Here is an 18803-nt window from a genome sequence, read left to right on the forward strand (position 1 = left end):
GCGTCAGGCGGCGAGGGCGAGCGGCATGGCGGCGGCGGTGAACGCTTCGGCCTGCTGCCAGGTGAGCGGCCGCAAGTCGAGCTGGGCGCCGACGGCTGCGGTTTCCACGACCGCGCAGGCGGAACGGAGTTCCTCCTCGGAGTCCGCCGAGACGGTCAGCAGGCCGGTCAGGGCGACATCCGCGTGGCCCGCGATGAGCTGGCGCTCACGAGACTTGATGTCCTGGTACTCGATCGAGTCCGCCTCGGAGTCGACCTGACCGCGCCGGGCCCGCTCGGCGGCATCCGCGATCACGCTGGCCTTCTTGCGCTGGACGTCACGCAGGGCGGCGTCCAGTCCCTTCGGCTCGTACGACAGCGACAGCGTGCGCCGGATCCCGGCGGTGAACAGGAGCTGGTGCAGGAAGCCCGCCGAGGTCTCGGTGCGGGGCCAGTTCTCCACCCAGTACGTGGCGTGGACGGCAGAGTCGGTCGCGATGTGGTCCGCCTTCTCCACGACCACGACGGGTCCGGCAGCGGCGGGCTCTGCCTCGGGATGCCCAGCAGGGGACCAACGGTCCAGCCTGGCAAGGGACTTGGGGTCGTACGCCGTGCGTACGACGGCCGCGATCTCGCGGGCGGTGAGCCAGCCGGTGGGGTTGAGCCCGGCGGTCCGCGCGGCCTGGTCGAAGGTTGAGGTCAGCTGCGCCAGGACGCTGAAGGACCCGGTCAGGCCGCCGCCGGCCTGGTTGATCAGACGCCGTGCGGCCTTCGCGTCCAGCGCGATCGCGACGTAGGCCTCGTGCGGAGCCGCAGCCGGCCCCGCACCCTGGATCAGCTCGCCGTAGATCGCACCTGCGACGGGGGCGTTGGGCCGGCCGTGTTCCTCCCAGTAGCGGCGCAGGGCGTCGCCAGAGTCCGGGACGGTGCGTTCGATCACCTGGATCCGGGCGATGTGGCCGGTGCGGGCGAGCGCGGCCAGCGCGCGTCCCCAGCCGGTGACGTTGGCGTGCTGGGTGCCCGGGTCGAGGAGCGCGTAGGCGCGGGAGGAGACCTTGACGATGGCGGTCAGGGTGCCGGTGTGGGGGTTGTGGACGGCGCCGTAGCGGGGGTCGGGTGCGGTGACCACCCGCAAGCTGGCCGCGGTGCCGGGCAGATGGAGGAGTCCTTCGCGGACCGGGCGGCGGGAGGGTCGGGTGAGCCAGACAAGCTGGCCGCGCATCCGGCGCAGGGCGTAGCGGGTGGCGATGGGAGCCCAGTCGGCCAGGGCGCGGCCTCGGTGGCGGACGAAGACGAACAGGGCGATCGTGGCCCAGAGGGGGATGAGTTCGAGAGCGCCGGCCACGCCGCAGGTGAGGATCACGGCGAGTAGGAGGAGGCCGGCGAGAGTGACGGCGATCAGTTGCGGGGCAGTCAGGCCGAGCAGGATGCCGCGCCTGCTGCGGTGCGGGAACTTCACTGTGGCCGTGGTGACTTGCGGCTTGTCGGGCATGGTGGTTCCAGACGGTGGTTGCGGGCGGGGAGCGAGGCGTGCGGCACTCTTCTGGCGGGGGTCATGGCAGGACTCCGGCTGTGGTGATCGGTGGCGCGGGGCGATGGGGCGGGCTGCGGGTGCAACCCGCCCCCTGTCGGTGAGTTGCTCAGGACTCCGACGGTGGCTGGGAGGGGTACACCCAGTTCGTCGGCGTCGGTGAACCGGCTGCCGACGGATCAGCGGAAGGCGGCGGTGCGGCAGGCAGCGCGCTTCCGGCGCGGGTCATGCTGCCGCCCGGCGCCGAAGCGCCGGCGAACTGGCCTTCCGGGCCGCCTCCTTCGGAACCTCCGGTGTCGTCCCCGCCGGGCCTGGTGATGAGGGGCGGGATGCCGGGGCGCTGGATGAGGGCTCGGCCCTTGTCGCCGGAGGCGTTGGGGTCCTCGCCGTACCGGAACCGGGTCTGCGGCTTGGGCGAGCCGCCGTCGATGCCCTCCTTGCTGAGGTTGCCGCCCGAGGGGCTGATCCCGGAGGCAACACCGTCGCTGCCTGCGCCGGGGACCTGGCTGGGACCCTGCGGAGCAGGGCTTCCGGTCCGGGTCTGCATCGCGAGGCTGCCCGCGGTCTTCGCGGCCCCGGCGGCGACCGCCAGGCCGGCCACGCCCGTGCGGTGCACGTCGTCGTGGCCGCCGCCGTCGCTGGCCCAGTGGACGAACTTGTAGGTGGCGTACGGGCACAGCAGGACCAGCACCATCACGACGATGCCCGCCATCGCGTCGGACAGGGCGGCCATGCCGTCGTGGGTGTCCGATTTGCCCATCGCCGAGACGCCGATCAGGAAGACGACGGTCATCAGGAGTTTCGAGACGACCAGTGTGGCGGTGGCCTCGATCCAGCCGCGCCGCCACCGCTTGGCGACCTCCCAGCCGCCCCCGGATCCGGCGAACACGGCGAGCGCGACCAGGACCAGAACGCCGACCTTCCGGGCGACCATCACTCCCCAGTACATGAACGCGCCGATCGCACAGCCGACGGCGACCAGGGATGGGACGCCCCAGCCCAGGCTGTACATCGCCCCCAGTTCGCTGACCTTCACCACACGCCGGACCGCGTCGTCGACCGAGGTGTTGGCCGCCTGGAACAGACCGTCGGACAACGCGTCGACCACGGTGACGGCGACGGAGGTGAAGGCGACGGCGCAGAAGGAGAACAGGACCCCCGTCATCGTGCCGATCGCGGCCTGGGCGAGGGCGCGTTCGTCCCGCCGCCAGGCCGCGAACATCAACTGGATGCAGAACGTCCCGACGGTCAGCGCGAGCCCGATGGGCAGCAGGAGTTCGTAGTTGTCCCGGAACCATCCGGCGTTGAGATCGATGGCTGTGGTCTCGTCGACGGCCTTCGCCGCGAGATCCGCAGCGCTTGCGGCCAGTTGGCCCGCCGACTTCGCGATCCAAGCTCCGATGCCGTCGGTGACGGTCCCGGCGGGGTTGGTGGCGAAGTCGACAGCACCGCACACCTTGTCCATCAGCGGGTAGTCGCAGACGCTCATGACGCTGCCTCCTTTCCGGAAATAGGGGTCAGGGCGCGACGGACGGCATGACGCCGGCCAGGGCGCAGGAGCGGGAGGGACGGCACTGGATGGCGAGGGTGGTGGCACGGCTCTCCGCACCGCCGGCGGGAGAGCCGTTCCAGGCGATCGACTGCTTGCCGGAGACGGTCACGGCGTAGACGTACGCCTGCGTGATCGTTCCGGGATCCGCCTGGAGGGCCTGGGTGAACGAGTCCGGGAAGTGCCCCTCGTTCGCGGCGGCGGTGGCGAACTGGCCGTTGGCGGCCATCTCCTTCCACAGCACGGCCGAGGGAACGACCGCGTCGACCGAGGCGGAGTCGGCGTACCTGGACTCGGTGGTCAGCCACCCGTGCAGCGCGGCCAGCAGCTCCGCCCGGGAGTACGCGCGAGTGTCGTAGGCCCACAGCGCTACGGCGGCGGCCTTCCCGAACACGACCGGATCGTGGGTGTCGGGCGGAACCGGGAGGGTGTGCGGGTGCGCACTGGGGGAGGGCGAGGCGGACGGAGAAGCGGCCGAGGAAGAGGGGGCGGCCGGACTCGCCTGCGGGGCAGTGGAGTTGGAGGGTTTCTTGCTGTCGCGGGTGAGGTAGGCGGCCAGGCCGGCGAGGGCGACGAGCACCGCCAGGACGGTGGTGCCGAGCAGCGCCCGGCGGCGCACGCGGGATGCGCCGCCGGGGTTCGAGGAGTGGGCAGGCATCAGTGGACCTGCGTCCCCAGCGTGCTGAAGAACGCGACTACGCCGTTCGCGGCGCCCAGCAGGAGGGCCGCGCCGGCGCCGACCAGCACGCCCTTTTTGCCGTTGGCCTCGGCCTGGTGACCGCCGGAGTGGTGGCCCCAGGCCCATACGCCCGCGCTGACGGCGAGCGCGCCGACCACGGCGATGATCCCGAAGAGGTTGATGGAGCCGATCACCTGCTTGAGGACGGAAAGGCCCGGCAGCCCGCCCTCGTTCGGTTTGATCCCGGGGTCGTAGGCGAGCTGGACGACCTTGTCGGCGAGAAACATTAAGAACTCCAGTTCGATTCAATGCATGCCAAAGCCCGCGAGGGCGAAGCGGCGGTACGAGAAGAAGAGGGGGAGGGGAAGCGCCGGTCAGACGACTCGGCGGGCCGCGACTATCTGCGTCTTCCAGGACGCGAGGGTCGCGATACGGACCACGTCACCGGTGTGCGGGGCGTTGATGATCAGGCCCGCGCCGATGAACATGCCGACGTGCTCGGGGACTTGGGTCGTCCCCTCGGTGAAGACGAGGTCACCCGGCCGCAGGGCATCGACCGATGCCGGCTTGCCCTCCTTGACCTGCGTGTACGTCGTCCGCGTCAGGGTGACTCCGGCGGCCTTGTACGACTGCTGCATCAGAGAGGAGCAGTCGCAGCGGCCCATGGGATTAGACCCGTGGGAGTTGGTGCAGCTCCCGCCCCATTGATACGGCGTGTCGAGCTGGCCGAGCGCCCAGCGGATCGCCTTCTGGACCTTCACCGGGGCGTCGGTGGGGATCTTGTATCCGGCTGGTACCGCGCCCGCCGGGATGGTTCCGAAGTCGGTTCCGTCCCCGTCGCTCGTACACCTGCCCGCGGCAGTGGGCGAAGTGTTGCTGGTACCGGCGGAGGCGGACGTGCTATCGCTGTTCGTCAACAGGGGCTCGATGGCCTGTTGCAAGGCGGAGGCCAGGGGCTCCCACTTGGCGTAAGCGTCTCGGAAACCGGACCTCTGCACCGCCTGGGCGGCCTGGGTGATGGACAGGGACTGCCAGCCCGATACCTTCTCCAGCGCCTCGTAGAACTTGGTCGAGGCGTACACCGGGTCGAGGATCTCGTTCGCGGTGCCCCACCCCTGCGACGGACGTTGCTGGAACAGACCCAGCGAATCGCGGTCGCCGTAGGTGAGATTGCGCAGGCCGCTCTCCTGTAGAGCGGTTGCCAGAGCCACGACCTGTCCCCGGACCGGGATGTTCATCGCGACGCCGGTGGCCTGGATGGTCTTGGCGTTGGGCAACTGCTCTGCCGGATCGTCGAGTCCCGGCACGGAGACCGTCCCCTTGGCGCCGTCGTCCAGGATCGCCTTCACCTGAACGGCAACGGCGGAGGCGTCCACCGTCTGCGCGTCGCTGGTCGAGCATGAGGCCGAAGCGCTTCCGGCGCTGACGGCGAGGATCGGAACGGCCAGCAGCAGGGAACCGGACCCGACGAGACCGACGACGGCCCCGGTGGTCTTCTTCATCGCCATCGCCGTTCACCGAGACGGTGGTGCCAATCGAACGGTGGTGTGGGGCCGGGGCGTGGGGGTGTCAGGGCATGCTGCATCGCAGCGGCTCCTTGTGGTTCGCAGGAGGAGGCGCGGTGCCGACTCCTCGTGCAAAGCCGTCGGCACCGCACCGATGTGAATCCGCCTCTCAAGGCGGCCCCGCGTCAGGGGAGTTGGTAGCTCCCGGACGCCAGTCTCGGGTCACGCGCGGCAGCCGGCCGCGCTCGTAATCTCAGGCGGTACACCCGGTCTCCTCACGGCTTCGACAAACGAGGGGCAACGGGCCCTCCAGGCCACTCACTTGGACGCGGCAACATGGAAAGACACAGGTCAGCGGGAGTGGAGGAGGGCTCCATTCGGTGACAGTGCGAGACAGTAGACCCGGATTCCGGCCGTACCAAACGGCACTCTGAACCGAGCCCAGGCCGCGACGCGGTTCGTTGGGTGCGGCCGGAAATCGCGGTTACCGTCCGGCGCAACCCCGCCCCGAACGACCGCTGTTGAGCGCCGTCCGGAGCGGGCTAAGTCCCGCCGTGCCCTGAAAGAGGCCCCGCACATGAGCTACACGCTGCACCGAGGTGACGCCCTCACCGTGCTGAAGACCCTCCCGGACGAGAGCGTCAACGCCGTCATCACCGACCCGCCCTACAACTCCGGCGGACGCACGAGTTCGGACCGCACCAGCCGTACGGCGCGTACCAAGTACGTCACCAGCAACAGCGCCCACGACCTCCAGAACTTCCCCGGCGAAAACCGCGACCAGCGCTCGTACCGGAGTTGGCTGACCGCCCTGCTCACCGAGGCGTACCGCGCCTCCACCGAGCACGCGGTCGCCGTCGTCTTCTCCGACTGGCGCCAGGAGCCGACCACGTCCGACGCCCTGCAGATGGCGGGCTGGACCTGGAGCGGCACGATTCCCTGGATCAAGCCCGCCAGCCGGCCTCGGAAGGGCGGGTTCAAGCAGTCGTCCGAGTTCATCACCTGGGGCGTCAAGGGCAGCCTGGCCAAGGACCGCGACCTGTACCTGCCCGGCCACTTCATCGCGTCCCAGCCTCGCAAGGACCGGATGCACATCACCCAGAAGCCGGTCGAAGTGATGCGGCAGCTCGTGCAGATCTGCCCCGAGGGAGGCACCGTCCTCGACCCGTTCACCGGTAGCGGCTCCACGGGAGTGGCCGCCCTGCGCGAGGGCCGACGGTTCGTGGGGGTCGAGTTGTCGTCGCACTACGCCGAGGTGGCCGAACAGCGACTGTTGCAGACGATGCAACAGACTCGCACTCGTGAGGACTTCGTTCTCGCAGGTCCGGGCGATGAGTGACAGACCGTCAGGGTGACCCCGAGGGTTGTGCCTTGGGGGTTGCCTTGAGGATGCATCGGGCTCAACATTGTTGCATTCGATGCAACGGAGGTCGTGGTGTCGAACTCAGGTGACTTGGCCGGGTCCGTCCGCTTGGAGCTCGTCGAGGACGTGGCGTTGTTGGATCCGGCGACGGCGGTGTTCGAGGCGATGCTGTCAGCGTGGGCCCGTCAACAGAGGGCTCGGTTCCTGCAGGAATCCCAGACGATCGCTCCACGGATCGCGCTGGTGCGCCGGTTGGCCGCGTTCTCGGGTCAGTACCCGTGGGAGTGGCAGCCGGCCGAGGCGGAGGCATTCATCAGTCACCTGCGCTCGGCCAGTCGGCCGGTTGCGGTGTCGACCGCGCGTGGCTACGAGGTGGTGCTGAGGCTGTTCTGCGCGTTCGTCACCGACTCCCGGTACGGCTGGCCGGCGGAGTGCGTGCGTAGGTTCGGCCGGGCGCCGCAGCAGATCTTCCATGAGTGGAACAGCATCGCGCACGTCAGCGAGTACGAGGGTGACCCGCGGCGGCGTCCGCTGACCTACGACGAGGTGCAATTGCTGTTCGACGCGACAGACGGCCGGGTGGAGGAGATCCGCTCCACGCGGCGCAAGGGGGCGATGGCGGCGATGCGGGATGCCGCGTTGCTCAAGGCGGTCTACGCCTATGGACTGCGGCGTCAGGAGGCGTGCGGCCTGGACGTGGCCGACCTGCGGCACAACCCGAAGGCAGCGGTCTTCGGCCGGTTCGGGGCGGTGTTCGTCCGCTACGGCAAGGCATCGCGAGGGGGAGCGCCGAAGCGGCGCACCGTGCTGACCGTGCCCGAGATGGACTGGATCGTGCCGGTGCTGGAGCAGTGGGTGGATGATGTCCGTCCGCACTTCGGTCCGGGGCGGCATCCTGCGCTGTGGATGACGGAGCGGCGGGGCCGGCTGTCGCGGCACTGCGCGAACGAGGCGTTCACACACGCCCGTACGGCGGCCGGGCTGCCGCCGGAGCTGGACCTGCACTGCCTGAGGCACTCGTACGTCACGCACTTGGTCGAGTTCGGCTATCCGGAGAAGTTCGTGCAGGACCAGGTCGGTCACGCGTACGCGTCGACCACGGCGTTGTACACGAACCCTCGGGAATTGCATCTGACGGGCGAGAAGTCGCAGGTCGCCAGGTCACGGCGAGAGACTGATGGACTCCGACGCTACTACGAACTAGCCGCCTGAACAGGCATGTTGCCGATGTGATCCCTTCTGATGCATGATCCGCCCTTCAGGAGGGACGGTCTGGAGTGGTGCATCAGCGCAAGGTGGCCCTGGCCGGGGCAGTCCATATGGAGCTCGTCTCCGGCGTGGTCCAGCTGCGTCCGGAGGACGCGATGTTCGACGCGATGCTGAGTGGCTGGCGGGCTCAGCAGAAGTCGCGAGGGCTGAGGGACGACACGATCGACCCGAGAGAACGACTTATCCGCCGGTTCCTTGAGTTCGCGAACGAGTACCCGTGGCAGTGGACGCCGGCCCACCTGGACGAGTGGTCAGCATCGTTGACGAGCGAGAGGCACTTGGCGCCCTCCACGATCCGCAGCTACCAGGGCACCGTTCGTCTGTTCACCGAGCTCCTTATCGACGCCCGCTACGGCTGGGGCCCGGCATGCGAAGAAGCATTCGGCACCTATCCGGTGGCGATCTGCCATGAGTGGAATACCCTCCCTCACCTGCAGGATTACGAAGGCGGCCCGGAGGCACGGCCGAGTGCTCCGGTGTACGTCGTGCTGTACGGGATGTGGGCTGCCGCCCTGGCGTACTCGATCCGCGCGCATCGCCGGGAGAAGGCGCTGGAGGCGCGGACCGAGTCCGAGTCCGCCGAGGGGCGGCAGCCAACTGGGGTGTGATCGGCGATCGCCGATCGGTGTGTGCTTGTCAACCGCCTCCCGATTAGCTGGTGCTGACTCCCACGGTCAGGGTGGCCGTGTAGCCGTCGGACACGCTGGAGCCGAGGGCGGTCAGCGTGAGCAGACCGGACGCGGCGCCGCCGTCGTCGTAGATCGTGTCGTCGGCGAGGACCGTCTCGGCGGTGGTGTTGTCCGAGTACGGCGAAGTGGCCTGCACTTCCTCGTTGATGTCGGCGTCGAAGAACAACTGGCCGGTGTGGACGACCGTGCCGCCGGTGTACGTGCCGTCGGCGAGCGTCACGTCCGTGTGCACTCGCATATGGACGTGGACGGCACGCGAGACGTAGTGCCCCGGCCAGATGGACGTGAGGCCCACCTGTCCGTTCGAGTCGGTCATCTGGCCGCCGCGAAGGAAGGTGCCGTCGTCGTCCTCCGTGTGGCCGTTCTTGCCGACGTAACCGGAGTACTCGCCGAGCGCGTCGCAGTGCCAGAGTTCGACCAGGGCGTCGGCGAGCGGCGCGCAGTCGTTGTCCTGGTCGACGACGGTGAACGTGTACTGGACCTCGACACCGTCCTTCTCCTCCCTGAGGTCCGTGCGGATCAGAGCGCCGTCGAGGGAGTACGGGCCTTCGGTGACCTCGGCGGTGAGGGTGCAGACGCCGGTGGTTGCGGAGGCGGAGGCGTCGGTGGAGACGTTGGTGGTCGCCTCCGATCCCGAAGTGGTCGTGCTGGACGTCGAGTCGGGCGTGTCGGCGGAGGCGAGTCCGGCGGCCAGGAGACCGCCTGCCATGGCCACGGTGCCGCCGCCGATCAGGACGCGGCGGCGCTGGAGGCCCTTGTCCCGGCGGTGCCGGGCGGGCTGTTGGTCGTGCTGCTCGTTGTGCTCTCGTTTTTCCGTCATGGGCAGCGAAGTTACGGTCGTACCTGAAGAGTTCCTTAATGTGCGGCTGTGAAGAGCCTGGGGACGGATGTGCCAACTCCCCCTTATTTCAACAGAGTTCACACACTGTGGAGAGCGTGTGAAAGGCGCTTCTGTGAATGGCTTGAGTTCACCCTGACTGTTCCGTGTGCGGCTTCCCACGATGCGATCGCGCCGTCGGTCGTCACAGGAGCGCCATTGTTTCTTCAAAGACTGGGAGCGGCCACCCCCCAACCCCAAGGAGAAACCATCCCTGGTGGGCTCCTCCTGAGCGGCGCGGCCGCCGCTCTCCTCACCACCGTGCTGCCCGTGCGGCACGCGCCCTCGCCCGGCTTCGACGACCCGCCGCCTTCACGGTGACCTGCAGCGCGTATCTCGCCCAGGTCGGCGGCAACTCCGACCCCACGGCGTTCCGCAAGAACTGCCAGCTCAACCTGGTCGTCCACGTCCCGCAGGGCTTCACCTACGCCATCGCGAGTGCCGACTACCGCGGCTTCGCCTCGCTCCAACCCGGCGCGAGCGGCGCCCAGAAGGCCTCGTACTACTTCCAGGGCTCCTCGAACACCGCGGCCAAGAACCACCCCTTCAACGGCCCCTACGACGACAACTGGCAGGCCAACCACACCACGGACGTGGCCCAACTGGTCTGGGCACCCTGCGGAGTTCAGCGCAACTTCAACATCAACACGGAGCTGCGGGTCAACGCCGGTTCCTCGCCGTCCAGCGCGGTCAGCTTCATGACGATGGACTCGACGGACGGCGACATCAGCACGGTGTACCACATGGCGTGGAAGGAGTGCCCGGGCTCCTGACCTGAGACGGCACGAGGAAGGGGTGGCCCGCTTCGCACCGCGGGCCACCCCTTCGGTGGGGGAATCTATCGGGGGACGGGCCGGCTCAGCTCTCCTGGACGCCGAGGGTGAGGGTGGCCGTGTAGCCGGACGAGGTCGAACTGCCCAGCGCGGTCAGGGTCATGAGGCCGGACGCGGCGCCTCCGTCGTCGTAGATCGAGTCCTGGGCGAGGGTGGTGCGGGTGACCGTGTTGGTCGAATACGGCGAGATCTGGGCGACGGCGGCGGTGATGGTCTCGTCGATGAAGAGCTGGCCCGTGTGGAGTTCCTGGCCGCCGGTGAACGAGCCGTCCGAGGTGAGCGTGACGCCGGTGTGCACCTTGACGTGGATGTGGATGCACCGGCCGCGGTACCAGCCGGGGTAGATCGTGGTGATGCTGGCGAGACCGCTGGAGTCCGTCAGCACACCGCCGCGCAGGAAGGTGCCGTCGTCCGATTCGCTGTGGCCGTTGTTGCCGACGTAGCCGGAGTACTCGCCGAGCGCGTCGCAGTGCCAGATCTCGACGAGCGCGTTCGGGATCACCGCGCAGGTGCTGTCGTCCACGACGGTCAGGGCCAGCTTGAGCGGGACGCCGGCCTTGCCTTCGGTGACGTCGGCGCGGACAAGGGCGTCGTCGAGGTAGTAGGGGCCTTCGGTCATCTCCTTTGTGAGGGTGCAGACGGCCGCGGCCGCTGCGGGGGTGGTGGGGGCGGTGGTCGTGGGGGTTTCGGGCGCGGCGGCGCCGACGGCCAGTACGGCGGCCGTGGTGCCGGTGGCGATCAGGACCGTGCGGCGCCCGATCGCGTTGGGTCCTGCTCCTGTCGCGCCTTTCGATGCATCTGTCATGAACACGGCACCGTAGGAGTGGAGCCTGTCCGTCGGCTGTGAGCGTCGCAAAGTGACGAGACGTCAAGTTTTTTGCAAGACAGGGGGAATGGCGACTGCCGATACCTGCTTGCTGCCGGCTCGATGGGTCGGGACAGGGGTGGGTGATGAACCCCTGCCGTTCTCGCCGCGCCGACCCCGCCCGGCCAGAAGCCGCCGCTCCCTTGTCGAGGAGGAGTCGGGCGCCGGCGGCGAGGGTCGACCGAGCAGCGGATGGCCGACCAGTCAGGTCTGGATGCCCTCGAACGGGTCGGTGGCGGTTCAGTGGCACCGTCGGTGCGGACATTGCGAGGCCCCTTTGGCGAGCACTCTCCGTGAAGACTGACGGACACTCAGATATCCCTGATGCATCGTCACTAATTTAAGATCATCTTGCACGCACCTTGCACAAGGTGATGAAAAACAGCGATGACAAATGGAGGGTCCTGCAAGTGTGTAACAGCAGGTCAGCTGGCATTTAGGAGTGTCGTACCCCTCATCTCCTAGGGGCACGACACTCCGCCGATCAGATGTCCCGGAAGATCTCGATCTGCGCCCCGACCGAGTTCAGCCGCTCCGCCAGATCCTCGTAACCCCGGTTGATGACATACACGTTCCGCAGCACGGACGTGCCCTCCGCCGCCATCATCGCCAGCAGGACGACCACGGCCGGCCGCAGGGCCGGCGGGCACATCATCTCGGCGGCGCGCCAGCGGGTCGGGCCCTCGACCAGAACGCGGTGGGGGTCCAACAACTGCAGCCGCCCACCGAGGCGGTTGAGGTCGGTCAGATAGATCGCGCGGTTGTCGTAGACCCAGTCGTGGATGAGGGTCTGGCCCTGCGCCGACGCCGCGATCGCCGCGAAGAACGGCACGTTGTCGATGTTCAGGCCCGGGAACGGCATCGGGTGGATCTTGTCGATCGGCGCCTCCAGTTTGGAGGGCCGGACGGTCAGGTCCACCAGTCGCGTACGGCCGTTGTCCGCGACGTACTCCGGCGTGCGGTCGTGGTCGAGGCCCATCTCCTCCAGGACCGCCAGCTCGATCTCCAGGAACTCGATGGGCACCCGGCGGACCGTCAGCTGCGACTCGGTGACGACGGCGGCGGCCAGCAGGCTCATCGCCTCGACCGGGTCCTCGGAGGGGGAGTAGTCGACGTCGACGTCGATGGTCGGCACACCGTGCACGGTGAGGGTGGTGGTGCCGATGCCCTCGACCCTTACGCCGAGCGCCTCCAGGAAGAAACAGAGGTCCTGGACCATGTAGTTGGAGGACGCGTTGCGGATGACCGTGACACCGTCGTGGCGGGCGGCGGCGAGCAGCGCGTTCTCGGTGACCGTGTCGCCGCGCTCGGTCAGCACGATCGGCCGGTCCAGGGAGATGGACCGGTCGACCCGCGCGTGGTAGAGCCCTTCGGTGGCCGCGATGTCGAGGCCGAAGCGGCGCAGCGCGATCATGTGCGGCTCGATCGTGCGCGTGCCGAGGTCGCAGCCGCCCGCGTACGGCAGCTTGAAGCTGTCCATGCGGTGCAGCAGCGGGCCGAGGAACATGATGATCGAGCGGGTGCGGCGGGCCGCCTCCGCGTCGATCGACTCCATCTCCAGCTCGGCAGGCGGCACGATCTCCAGGTCGACGCCGTCGTTGATCCAGCGGGTGCGGACGCCGATCGAGCCGAGTACCTCCAGAAGGCGGTACACCTCCTCGATCCGCGCCACCCGGCGCAGCACTGTGCGCCCCTTGTTGAGGAGCGAGGCGCACAGCAGTGCCACGCACGCGTTCTTGCTGGTCTTCACGTCGATCGCGCCGGACAGCCGACGACCGCCGACCACCCGCAGATGCATCGGACCGGCATAGCCCAGTGAGACGATTTCGCTGTCCAGCGCTTCACCGATTCGAGCGATCATCTCAAGGCTGATGTTTTGGTTGCCGCGCTCGATGCGGTTGACGGCGCTCTGGCTGGTGCCGAGTGCCTCGGCAAGCTGGGTCTGTGTCCAGCCCCGATGCTGGCGGGCGTCACGGATGAGCTTGCCGATACGTACGAGGTAGTCGTCTGCCATGAGGCCGAGGTTATCTCAGATATGAGATGGCGCCTCTTGAGGGGGCCATTCGGGTGACGGCCGGTCAGTCGTGCTTCCTGGTGCGGGTCTTGCGCCACCCGAAAGGTCCGGGCAAATCCATCGATGTCGTACGACGTCCCGAAGTGCTGCGGGTGTAATGCGGACCACGCTTGCCACCTGTGGTGAACGACATGGACCCCTTGTTGATGTTCAGCCGGAGCCAGGGAAGGATCCGGAAACTCTTGCGGAATGTGAGCGGCATTCCCGCCCCCTTTCGTCCCGCATCGGATACCCCGAAGGTGGGCGTATATGGCGGCGGGGGGATCCGGGCATGACCAGCCCGCCCCCATATACTAGAGTTATCTCGACATCGAGATATCTGCCGAGGTGCACCGCAGTCGCACACTCCGCCGATCGTGAGAGTAAGGCTTACCTAACTTAGCCTTACCTTAGCGGATCGGCCAAGACGTTGTGGCGGCAGGATGCGGTGGGAACGCGCACATCAATGAAGGAGACTGTCGTGTCGGCGAACAGCTTCGACGCCCGCAGCACGCTGCAGGTCGGCGACGAGTCGTACGAGATCTTCCGCCTGGACAAGGTGGAGGGCTCGGCCCGGCTCCCCTACAGCCTTAAGGTCCTGCTGGAGAATCTGCTCCGCACCGAGGACGGCGCGAACATCACCGCCGACCACATCCGCGCCCTCGGCACCTGGGACTCGCAGGCCCAGCCGTCGCAGGAGATCCAGTTCACGCCGGCCCGTGTGATCATGCAGGACTTCACCGGCGTGCCCTGCGTGGTGGACCTCGCGACCATGCGTGAGGCCGTGAAGGAGCTGGGCGGCGACCCGGCGAAGATCAACCCCCTGGCGCCGGCCGAGCTGGTCATCGACCACTCCGTCATCGCCGACAAGTTCGGCACCCACGAGGCCTTCGCGCAGAACGTCGAGCTGGAGTACGGCCGCAACCGCGAGCGCTACCAGTTCCTGCGCTGGGGCCAGACCGCGTTCGACGAGTTCAAGGTCGTCCCGCCGGGCACCGGCATCGTCCACCAGGTCAACATCGAGCACCTGGCCCGTACGGTCATGGTCCGAGGCGGCCAGGCCTACCCCGACACGCTCGTCGGCACCGACTCGCACACCACGATGGTCAACGGCCTCGGTGTGCTGGGCTGGGGCGTCGGCGGCATCGAGGCCGAGGCCGCGATGCTCGGCCAGCCGGTCTCGATGCTCATCCCGCGCGTCGTCGGCTTCAAGCTGACCGGCGAGCTGACTCCGGGCACCACCGCCACCGACCTCGTGCTGACCATCACCGAGATGCTCCGCAAGCACGGCGTGGTCGGCAAGTTCGTCGAGTTCTACGGCGAGGGCGTGGCCGCCACCTCCCTCGCGAACCGCGCCACCATCGGCAACATGTCGCCGGAGTTCGGTTCCACCGCCGCGATCTTCCCGATCGACGACGAGACCCTGAACTACCTGAAGCTGACCGGCCGTTCGGAGCAGCAGGTCGCGCTGGTCGAGGCGTACGCCAAGGAGCAGGGCCTCTGGCTCGACCCGGCCGCCGAGCCCGACTTCTCCGAGAAGCTGGAGCTGGACCTGTCGACGGTCGTCCCGTCGATTGCCGGCCCGAAGCGCCCGCAGGACCGTATCGTCCTCGCGAACGCCGCCGAGCAGTTCAAGAGCGACGTGCGCAACTACGTCGCCGACGACGACGAGGCGGGCAAGGAGTCCTTCCCGGCCTCCGACGCGCCGGCGTCCTCCAACGGCGTCCCGTCGAACCCGGTCACGGTCACCGCCCCCGACGGCTCGACCTACGAGATCGACCACGGCGCGGTCACCGTCGCCGCCATCACCTCCTGCACCAACACCTCGAACCCGTACGTCATGGTCGCCGCCGCGCTCGTCGCGAAGAAGGCCGTGGAGAAGGGTCTGACGCGGAAGCCCTGGGTCAAGACCACGCTCGCGCCCGGCTCCAAGGTCGTCACCGACTACTTCGACAAGGCGGGGCTCACCCCCTACCTCGACAAGGTCGGCTTCAACCTCGTCGGCTACGGCTGCACCACCTGCATCGGCAACTCCGGCCCGCTGCCGGAGGAGGTCTCCAAGGCCGTCAACGACCACGACCTGGCCGTGACGTCGGTGCTCTCCGGCAACCGCAACTTCGAGGGCCGGATCAACCCGGACGTCAAGATGAACTACCTGGCGTCCCCGCCGCTGGTCGTCGCGTACGCCCTCGCGGGCTCCATGAAGGTGGACATCACCCGCGACGCGCTCGGCGCCGACCAGGACGGCAAGCCGGTCTACCTCGAGGACATCTGGCCCACCGAGGCCGAGGTCAACGACGTCGTGGCGAACGCCATCGGCGAGGACATGTTCAACAAGTCCTACCAGGACGTCTTCGCGGGCGACGCCCAGTGGCAGGCGCTCCCGATCCCGGAGGGCAACACCTTCGAGTGGGACGCCCAGTCGACCTACGTCCGCAAGCCCCCGTACTTCGAGGGCATGACGATGGAGACCACCCCGGTCTCCGACATCGACGGCGCCCGCGTCCTCGCCAAGCTCGGCGACTCGGTCACCACCGACCACATCTCGCCCGCCGGAGCCATCAAGGCCGACACCCCGGCCGGCAAGTACCTCACCGAGCACGGCATCGAGCGGCGTGACTTCAACTCCTACGGCTCCCGCCGAGGCAACCACGAGGTCATGATCCGCGGCACCTTCGCCAACATCCGCCTGCGCAACCAGGTCGCGCCGGGCACCGAGGGCGGCTTCACCCGCGACTTCACGCAGCCGGACGCCCCTGTCTCCTTCATCTACGACGCCTCGCGCAACTACATCGAGCAGGGCATCCCGCTGGTCATCCTGGCCGGCAAGGAGTACGGCTCCGGCTCGTCCCGCGACTGGGCCGCCAAGGGCACCGCGCTCCTCGGGGTCAAGGCCGTCATCGCCGAGTCCTACGAGCGCATCCACCGCTCGAACCTCATCGGCATGGGCGTCATCCCGCTCCAGTACCCGGCGGGCCAGTCCGCCGAGTCCCTCGGACTGACCGGCGAGGAGACCTTCTCCGTCTCCGGCATCACCGAGCTGAACGACGGCACCACCCCCGCCACGGTCAAGGTCACCACCGACACCGGTGTGGAGTTCGACGCGGTCGTCCGCATCGACACCCCCGGCGAGGCCGACTACTACCGCAACGGCGGCATCCTGCAGTACGTGCTGCGCAACCTGATCCGCAACTAGCGGCCACGGCAAGGCAGTTGAGGGCCGCATCCCCGGCGACGGGGGTGCGGCCCTTCGCATCTCCCTGCCGTAGGACCGCGCAGGACATCGCCAAGGCTCAGGTGGAACACAGGCTTCCCCCAGCGGACCGGGACAGTATCGGTACATGACTGGCACTTCCGGGCCCCGCGGCAGCCGAGTCCGCGTACTCATCGTCGACGATGAGCCCGCGCTCACCGAGCTGCTCTCCGTCGCGGTCACCGAGGCCGGCTGGCGGCCCTACCCCGCGCCGGACGGGCAGAGCGCGCTGCGGATCGCCCGCGGCTGCGCCCCGCACGCCGTCGTCCTCGACGGCATGCTGCCCGACCTCGACGGCGTGCAGGTGCTGCGCCGGCTGCGCTACGAGAACCCGCGGCTGCCCGTCCTCATGCTCACCGCGCGGGACGCGATCGAGCACCGCCTCGACGGTCTGGAGGCGGGCGCCGACGACTACGTCACCAAGCCCTTCTCCCTGGAAGAGGTCGTCCTGCGACTGCGCGGACTGCTGCGCCGGGCGGGCGGCGAACGGACCCCGACCGACGACTCCGTACGGGTCCTCGGCGATCTCGCCCTGTCCGGCGAGACCCGCGAGGTGCGCCGCGCCGGCGAGTCGATCCAGCTCACCGCCAAGGAGTTCGACCTGCTCACCCTGCTCCTCGACCACCCCCGCCAGGTGCTGAGCAAGGCCCAGATCCTCGACCATGTGTGGAGCACCTGCTTCGACGGCGGCGGCAACCTCGTCGAGGTCTACATCTCCAGCCTCCGCCGGAAGATAGACCGCGGCCGGGCACCGATGATCCACACCGTGCGCGGGATGGGATACGCCATACGGCCCGTGGAGGACGGCAGATGAACCTCCGAACCCGCAACCGGGGCCGCCTGCACGGCCGTTCACTCCGCACCCGACTCCTCCTCTTCATCAGCGCCTCCCTGGTCGTCGTATGCGCCGCGATGTCCCTCACCACCGCCTTCGCCCAACGTGCCTATCTGCTCGGCAACTTGGACGACCGGGTCGGCGACGCGGCCCAACGCAGCCTGGGCGGGGCCGAACACCACCCGGGCTCCGACGGGGACCTCGGGTTCCTCATGGAGAACGGCCACGCCGTCGGGACGCTCGCCGCACGGTTCGACGCCAACGGCAAGATCATCGCCGCGGCCGTCGTCAGACAGGACGCCCCGCCCCAGAACCTCACCGCCGCCCAGCGCACGGCCCTCGCGGGCGTCACCGCCGACAGTGCGAAGCACACCCGGTCCGTGCCCGGCCTCGGCACCTACCGGCTCACGGCCCTCGATACCGATGGCGTCCGGGTCCTCACCGGCCTTCCGATGGACGACGTACAGGACATGATCAGCGGCCTGGTCGTGGTCGAGGCGGTCATCGCCCTCGTCGGACTGACCGTGGCGGGCTGCCTGTGCGCGGTGGTCATACGACGGCAGCTACGGCCGCTCGGCCGGGTCGCCGCCACCGCGGTCGAGGTCTCGCGCTCGCAGCTCGGCCACGGCGAGGTCACCGCCCTCACCCGGGTGCCCGAGCGGGACACCGACCCCGGCAGCGAGGCCGGTCAGGTCGGCGCCGCGCTCAACCGCATGATCGACCATGTCGAGTCCTCGCTCGCCGAACGCCAGCGCAGTGAGGAGCAGATGCGCCGCAGCGAGGAACGCATGCGCCGCTTCCTCGCCGACGCCAGCCACGAACTGCGCACCCCGCTGGCCTCCATCGCGGGCTACGCCGAGCTGATGAACCGCGGCACCGACCGCATCGAACCGGGTCTCGCCTGGCGCCGGGTCACCGCCGAGTCCGCGCGTATGACGGGACTGGTGGAGGACCTGCTGCTGCTCGCCCGGCTGGACGAGGGCCGGCCCCTGCAGTCCGCCGAGGTGGACCTCGCGGCCCTGCTCGCCGAAGCGGTGTGGGACGCGCGGGCCGCCGGCACCGGCCACGACTGGCAGTTGCACCTGTCCCTGGACGCCCCGGCACTGGTCGTCGGCGACGAGGCCCGTCTGCACCAGGTGTTGGCCAACTTGTTGGCCAACGCGCGTGTGCACACACCTGTTGGCACGACGGTCACCGCGAGTGTCGAGGCCACGGCCGACCGCACCGTCGTCATCCGGATACGCGACGACGGCCCCGGCATCCCCCCGGCCCTCCTCCCCACCGTCTTCGAACGCTTCACCCGCGCCGACGCCTCCCGCACCCGGGCCGGCGGCAAGGAGGGCGGCTCCGGCCTCGGCCTCGCCATCGCGGCGGCGATCACGGGAGCGCACGGCGGCCGTATCGACGTGACCAGTGTGCCGGGCCGCACGGAGTTCACCATCGAACTCCCGGCGGCCGAACTACCGCCCGCCGAAACGGCGATACGCGCCCGCACGGCCCCGGTCTAGAAGAGCACCAGGCGCC

At 68.7% G+C, this 18803-nt stretch carries 15 protein-coding genes and 1 pseudogene; 7 read left to right on the forward strand and 9 right to left on the reverse strand.

The window, feature by feature from the left end:
- Positions 1-3: 3 nt before the first annotated feature.
- The 5 genes from ABZT04_RS22625 to ABZT04_RS22645 all read right to left on the reverse strand — a co-directional run bounded on the left by ABZT04_RS22625 (position 4) and on the right by ABZT04_RS22645 (position 5239).
- On the reverse strand, positions 4-1470 hold the full coding sequence (locus ABZT04_RS22625; RefSeq protein WP_356058706.1) for an SCO6880 family protein: 1467 nt from the start codon (positions 1468-1470) through the stop codon (positions 4-6).
- A 148-nt stretch (positions 1471-1618) separates the two neighbouring features.
- Positions 1619-2998 carry an ATP-binding protein gene (locus tag ABZT04_RS22630; protein WP_356058708.1) on the reverse strand — a complete coding sequence of 460 codons (1380 nt, stop codon included), beginning with the start codon at positions 2996-2998 and terminating at the stop codon, positions 1619-1621.
- 28 nt (positions 2999-3026) lie between these two features.
- The gene (locus ABZT04_RS22635; RefSeq protein WP_356058710.1) at positions 3027-3716 is read right to left on the reverse strand and encodes a hypothetical protein; all 690 of its coding nucleotides are present in this window, start codon (positions 3714-3716) and stop codon (positions 3027-3029) included.
- Positions 3716-4024, reverse strand: a complete 309-nt coding sequence (locus ABZT04_RS22640; protein WP_329553670.1) for a DUF6112 family protein — start codon at positions 4022-4024, stop codon at positions 3716-3718. The genes ABZT04_RS22635 and ABZT04_RS22640 overlap by 1 nt, the downstream gene beginning before the upstream one ends.
- A gap of 87 nt (positions 4025-4111) precedes the next feature.
- Positions 4112-5239, reverse strand: coding sequence for a C40 family peptidase (locus ABZT04_RS22645; protein ID WP_356058785.1), 1128 nt, complete (start codon positions 5237-5239; stop codon positions 4112-4114).
- Between the two features lie 580 nt (positions 5240-5819).
- Between ABZT04_RS22645 and ABZT04_RS22650 the strand changes: the two genes are divergently transcribed.
- From ABZT04_RS22650 to ABZT04_RS22660, 3 genes are all read left to right on the forward strand, one after another.
- Positions 5820-6581, forward strand: coding sequence for a site-specific DNA-methyltransferase (locus ABZT04_RS22650; RefSeq protein ID WP_356058712.1), 762 nt, complete (start codon positions 5820-5822; stop codon positions 6579-6581).
- Positions 6582-6677: 96 nt separating this feature from the next.
- Complete coding sequence (locus tag ABZT04_RS22655) at positions 6678-7817, forward strand: tyrosine-type recombinase/integrase (RefSeq protein ID WP_356058714.1); 1140 nt, start codon at positions 6678-6680, stop codon at positions 7815-7817.
- A gap of 68 nt (positions 7818-7885) precedes the next feature.
- Positions 7886-8482 (forward strand): phage integrase N-terminal SAM-like domain-containing protein, encoded by a 597-nt coding sequence (locus ABZT04_RS22660; RefSeq protein ID WP_356058716.1) that lies wholly within the window; start codon positions 7886-7888, stop codon positions 8480-8482.
- Positions 8483-8525: 43 nt separating this feature from the next.
- On the opposite strand, the gene ABZT04_RS22665 is transcribed toward ABZT04_RS22660, so the two are convergent.
- Positions 8526-9383: an intradiol ring-cleavage dioxygenase gene (locus ABZT04_RS22665; RefSeq protein WP_356058718.1), complete on the reverse strand. Its 858-nt coding sequence runs from the start codon at positions 9381-9383 to the stop codon at positions 8526-8528.
- Between the two features lie 267 nt (positions 9384-9650).
- On the opposite strand from ABZT04_RS22665, the pseudogene ABZT04_RS22670 reads away from it, so the two are divergent.
- Positions 9651-10213 (forward strand): annotated as a pseudogene (locus tag ABZT04_RS22670) (DUF4360 domain-containing protein).
- An 85-nt stretch (positions 10214-10298) separates the two neighbouring features.
- On the opposite strand, the gene ABZT04_RS22675 reads toward ABZT04_RS22670, so the two are convergent.
- The 3 genes from ABZT04_RS22675 to ABZT04_RS22685 form a co-directional block, all read right to left on the reverse strand.
- Positions 10299-11078: an intradiol ring-cleavage dioxygenase gene (locus tag ABZT04_RS22675; protein ID WP_356058720.1), complete on the reverse strand. Its 780-nt coding sequence runs from the start codon at positions 11076-11078 to the stop codon at positions 10299-10301.
- 544 nt (positions 11079-11622) lie between these two features.
- Positions 11623-13152: a UDP-N-acetylglucosamine 1-carboxyvinyltransferase gene (locus ABZT04_RS22680; RefSeq protein ID WP_356058722.1), complete on the reverse strand. Its 1530-nt coding sequence runs from the start codon at positions 13150-13152 to the stop codon at positions 11623-11625.
- Between the two features lie 64 nt (positions 13153-13216).
- Positions 13217-13414: a DUF4236 domain-containing protein gene (locus tag ABZT04_RS22685; protein WP_355901981.1), complete on the reverse strand. Its 198-nt coding sequence runs from the start codon at positions 13412-13414 to the stop codon at positions 13217-13219.
- 258 nt (positions 13415-13672) lie between these two features.
- Between ABZT04_RS22685 and acnA the strand changes: the two genes are divergently transcribed.
- From acnA to ABZT04_RS22700, 3 genes are all read left to right on the forward strand, one after another.
- Positions 13673-16387 carry an aconitate hydratase AcnA gene (gene acnA, locus ABZT04_RS22690; RefSeq protein WP_356058723.1) on the forward strand — a complete coding sequence of 905 codons (2715 nt, stop codon included), beginning with the start codon at positions 13673-13675 and terminating at the stop codon, positions 16385-16387.
- A 145-nt stretch (positions 16388-16532) separates the two neighbouring features.
- Positions 16533-17258: a response regulator transcription factor gene (locus ABZT04_RS22695; protein ID WP_356058724.1), complete on the forward strand. Its 726-nt coding sequence runs from the start codon at positions 16533-16535 to the stop codon at positions 17256-17258.
- A complete protein-coding gene (locus ABZT04_RS22700) occupies positions 17255-18787 on the forward strand; it encodes an ATP-binding protein (protein WP_356058725.1) in 1533 nt (510 codons plus the stop codon). Before ABZT04_RS22695 ends, ABZT04_RS22700 begins: the two co-directional genes overlap by 4 nt.
- The last annotated feature ends 16 nt before the right edge of the window (positions 18788-18803 follow it).

It is taken from the genome of Streptomyces sp. NPDC005492, from assembly GCF_040605995.1.
GTDB lineage: Bacteria > Actinomycetota > Actinomycetes > Streptomycetales > Streptomycetaceae > Streptomyces.

Excerpts from the sequence above, each read along its gene's own strand:
- ABZT04_RS22695 (WP_356058724.1), top strand. The coding sequence starts at position 16,533 with ATGACTGGCACTTCCGGGCCCCGCGGCAGCCGAGTCCGCGTACTCATC.
- ABZT04_RS22630 (WP_356058708.1), bottom strand. The coding sequence starts at position 2,998 with ATGAGCGTCTGCGACTACCCGCTGATGGACAAGGTGTGCGGTGCTGTC.
- ABZT04_RS22680 (WP_356058722.1), bottom strand. The coding sequence starts at position 13,152 with ATGGCAGACGACTACCTCGTACGTATCGGCAAGCTCATCCGTGACGCC.
- ABZT04_RS22700 (WP_356058725.1), top strand. The coding sequence starts at position 17,255 with ATGAACCTCCGAACCCGCAACCGGGGCCGCCTGCACGGCCGTTCACTC.
- ABZT04_RS22650 (WP_356058712.1), top strand. The coding sequence starts at position 5,820 with ATGAGCTACACGCTGCACCGAGGTGACGCCCTCACCGTGCTGAAGACC.
- ABZT04_RS22645 (WP_356058785.1), bottom strand. The coding sequence starts at position 5,239 with ATGAAGAAGACCACCGGGGCCGTCGTCGGTCTCGTCGGGTCCGGTTCC.
- ABZT04_RS22640 (WP_329553670.1), bottom strand. The coding sequence starts at position 4,024 with ATGTTTCTCGCCGACAAGGTCGTCCAGCTCGCCTACGACCCCGGGATC.
- ABZT04_RS22635 (WP_356058710.1), bottom strand. The coding sequence starts at position 3,716 with ATGCCTGCCCACTCCTCGAACCCCGGCGGCGCATCCCGCGTGCGCCGC.
- ABZT04_RS22625 (WP_356058706.1), bottom strand. The coding sequence starts at position 1,470 with ATGCCCGACAAGCCGCAAGTCACCACGGCCACAGTGAAGTTCCCGCAC.
- ABZT04_RS22685 (WP_355901981.1), bottom strand. The coding sequence starts at position 13,414 with ATGCCGCTCACATTCCGCAAGAGTTTCCGGATCCTTCCCTGGCTCCGG.
- ABZT04_RS22665 (WP_356058718.1), bottom strand. The coding sequence starts at position 9,383 with ATGACGGAAAAACGAGAGCACAACGAGCAGCACGACCAACAGCCCGCC.
- ABZT04_RS22675 (WP_356058720.1), bottom strand. The coding sequence starts at position 11,078 with ATGACAGATGCATCGAAAGGCGCGACAGGAGCAGGACCCAACGCGATC.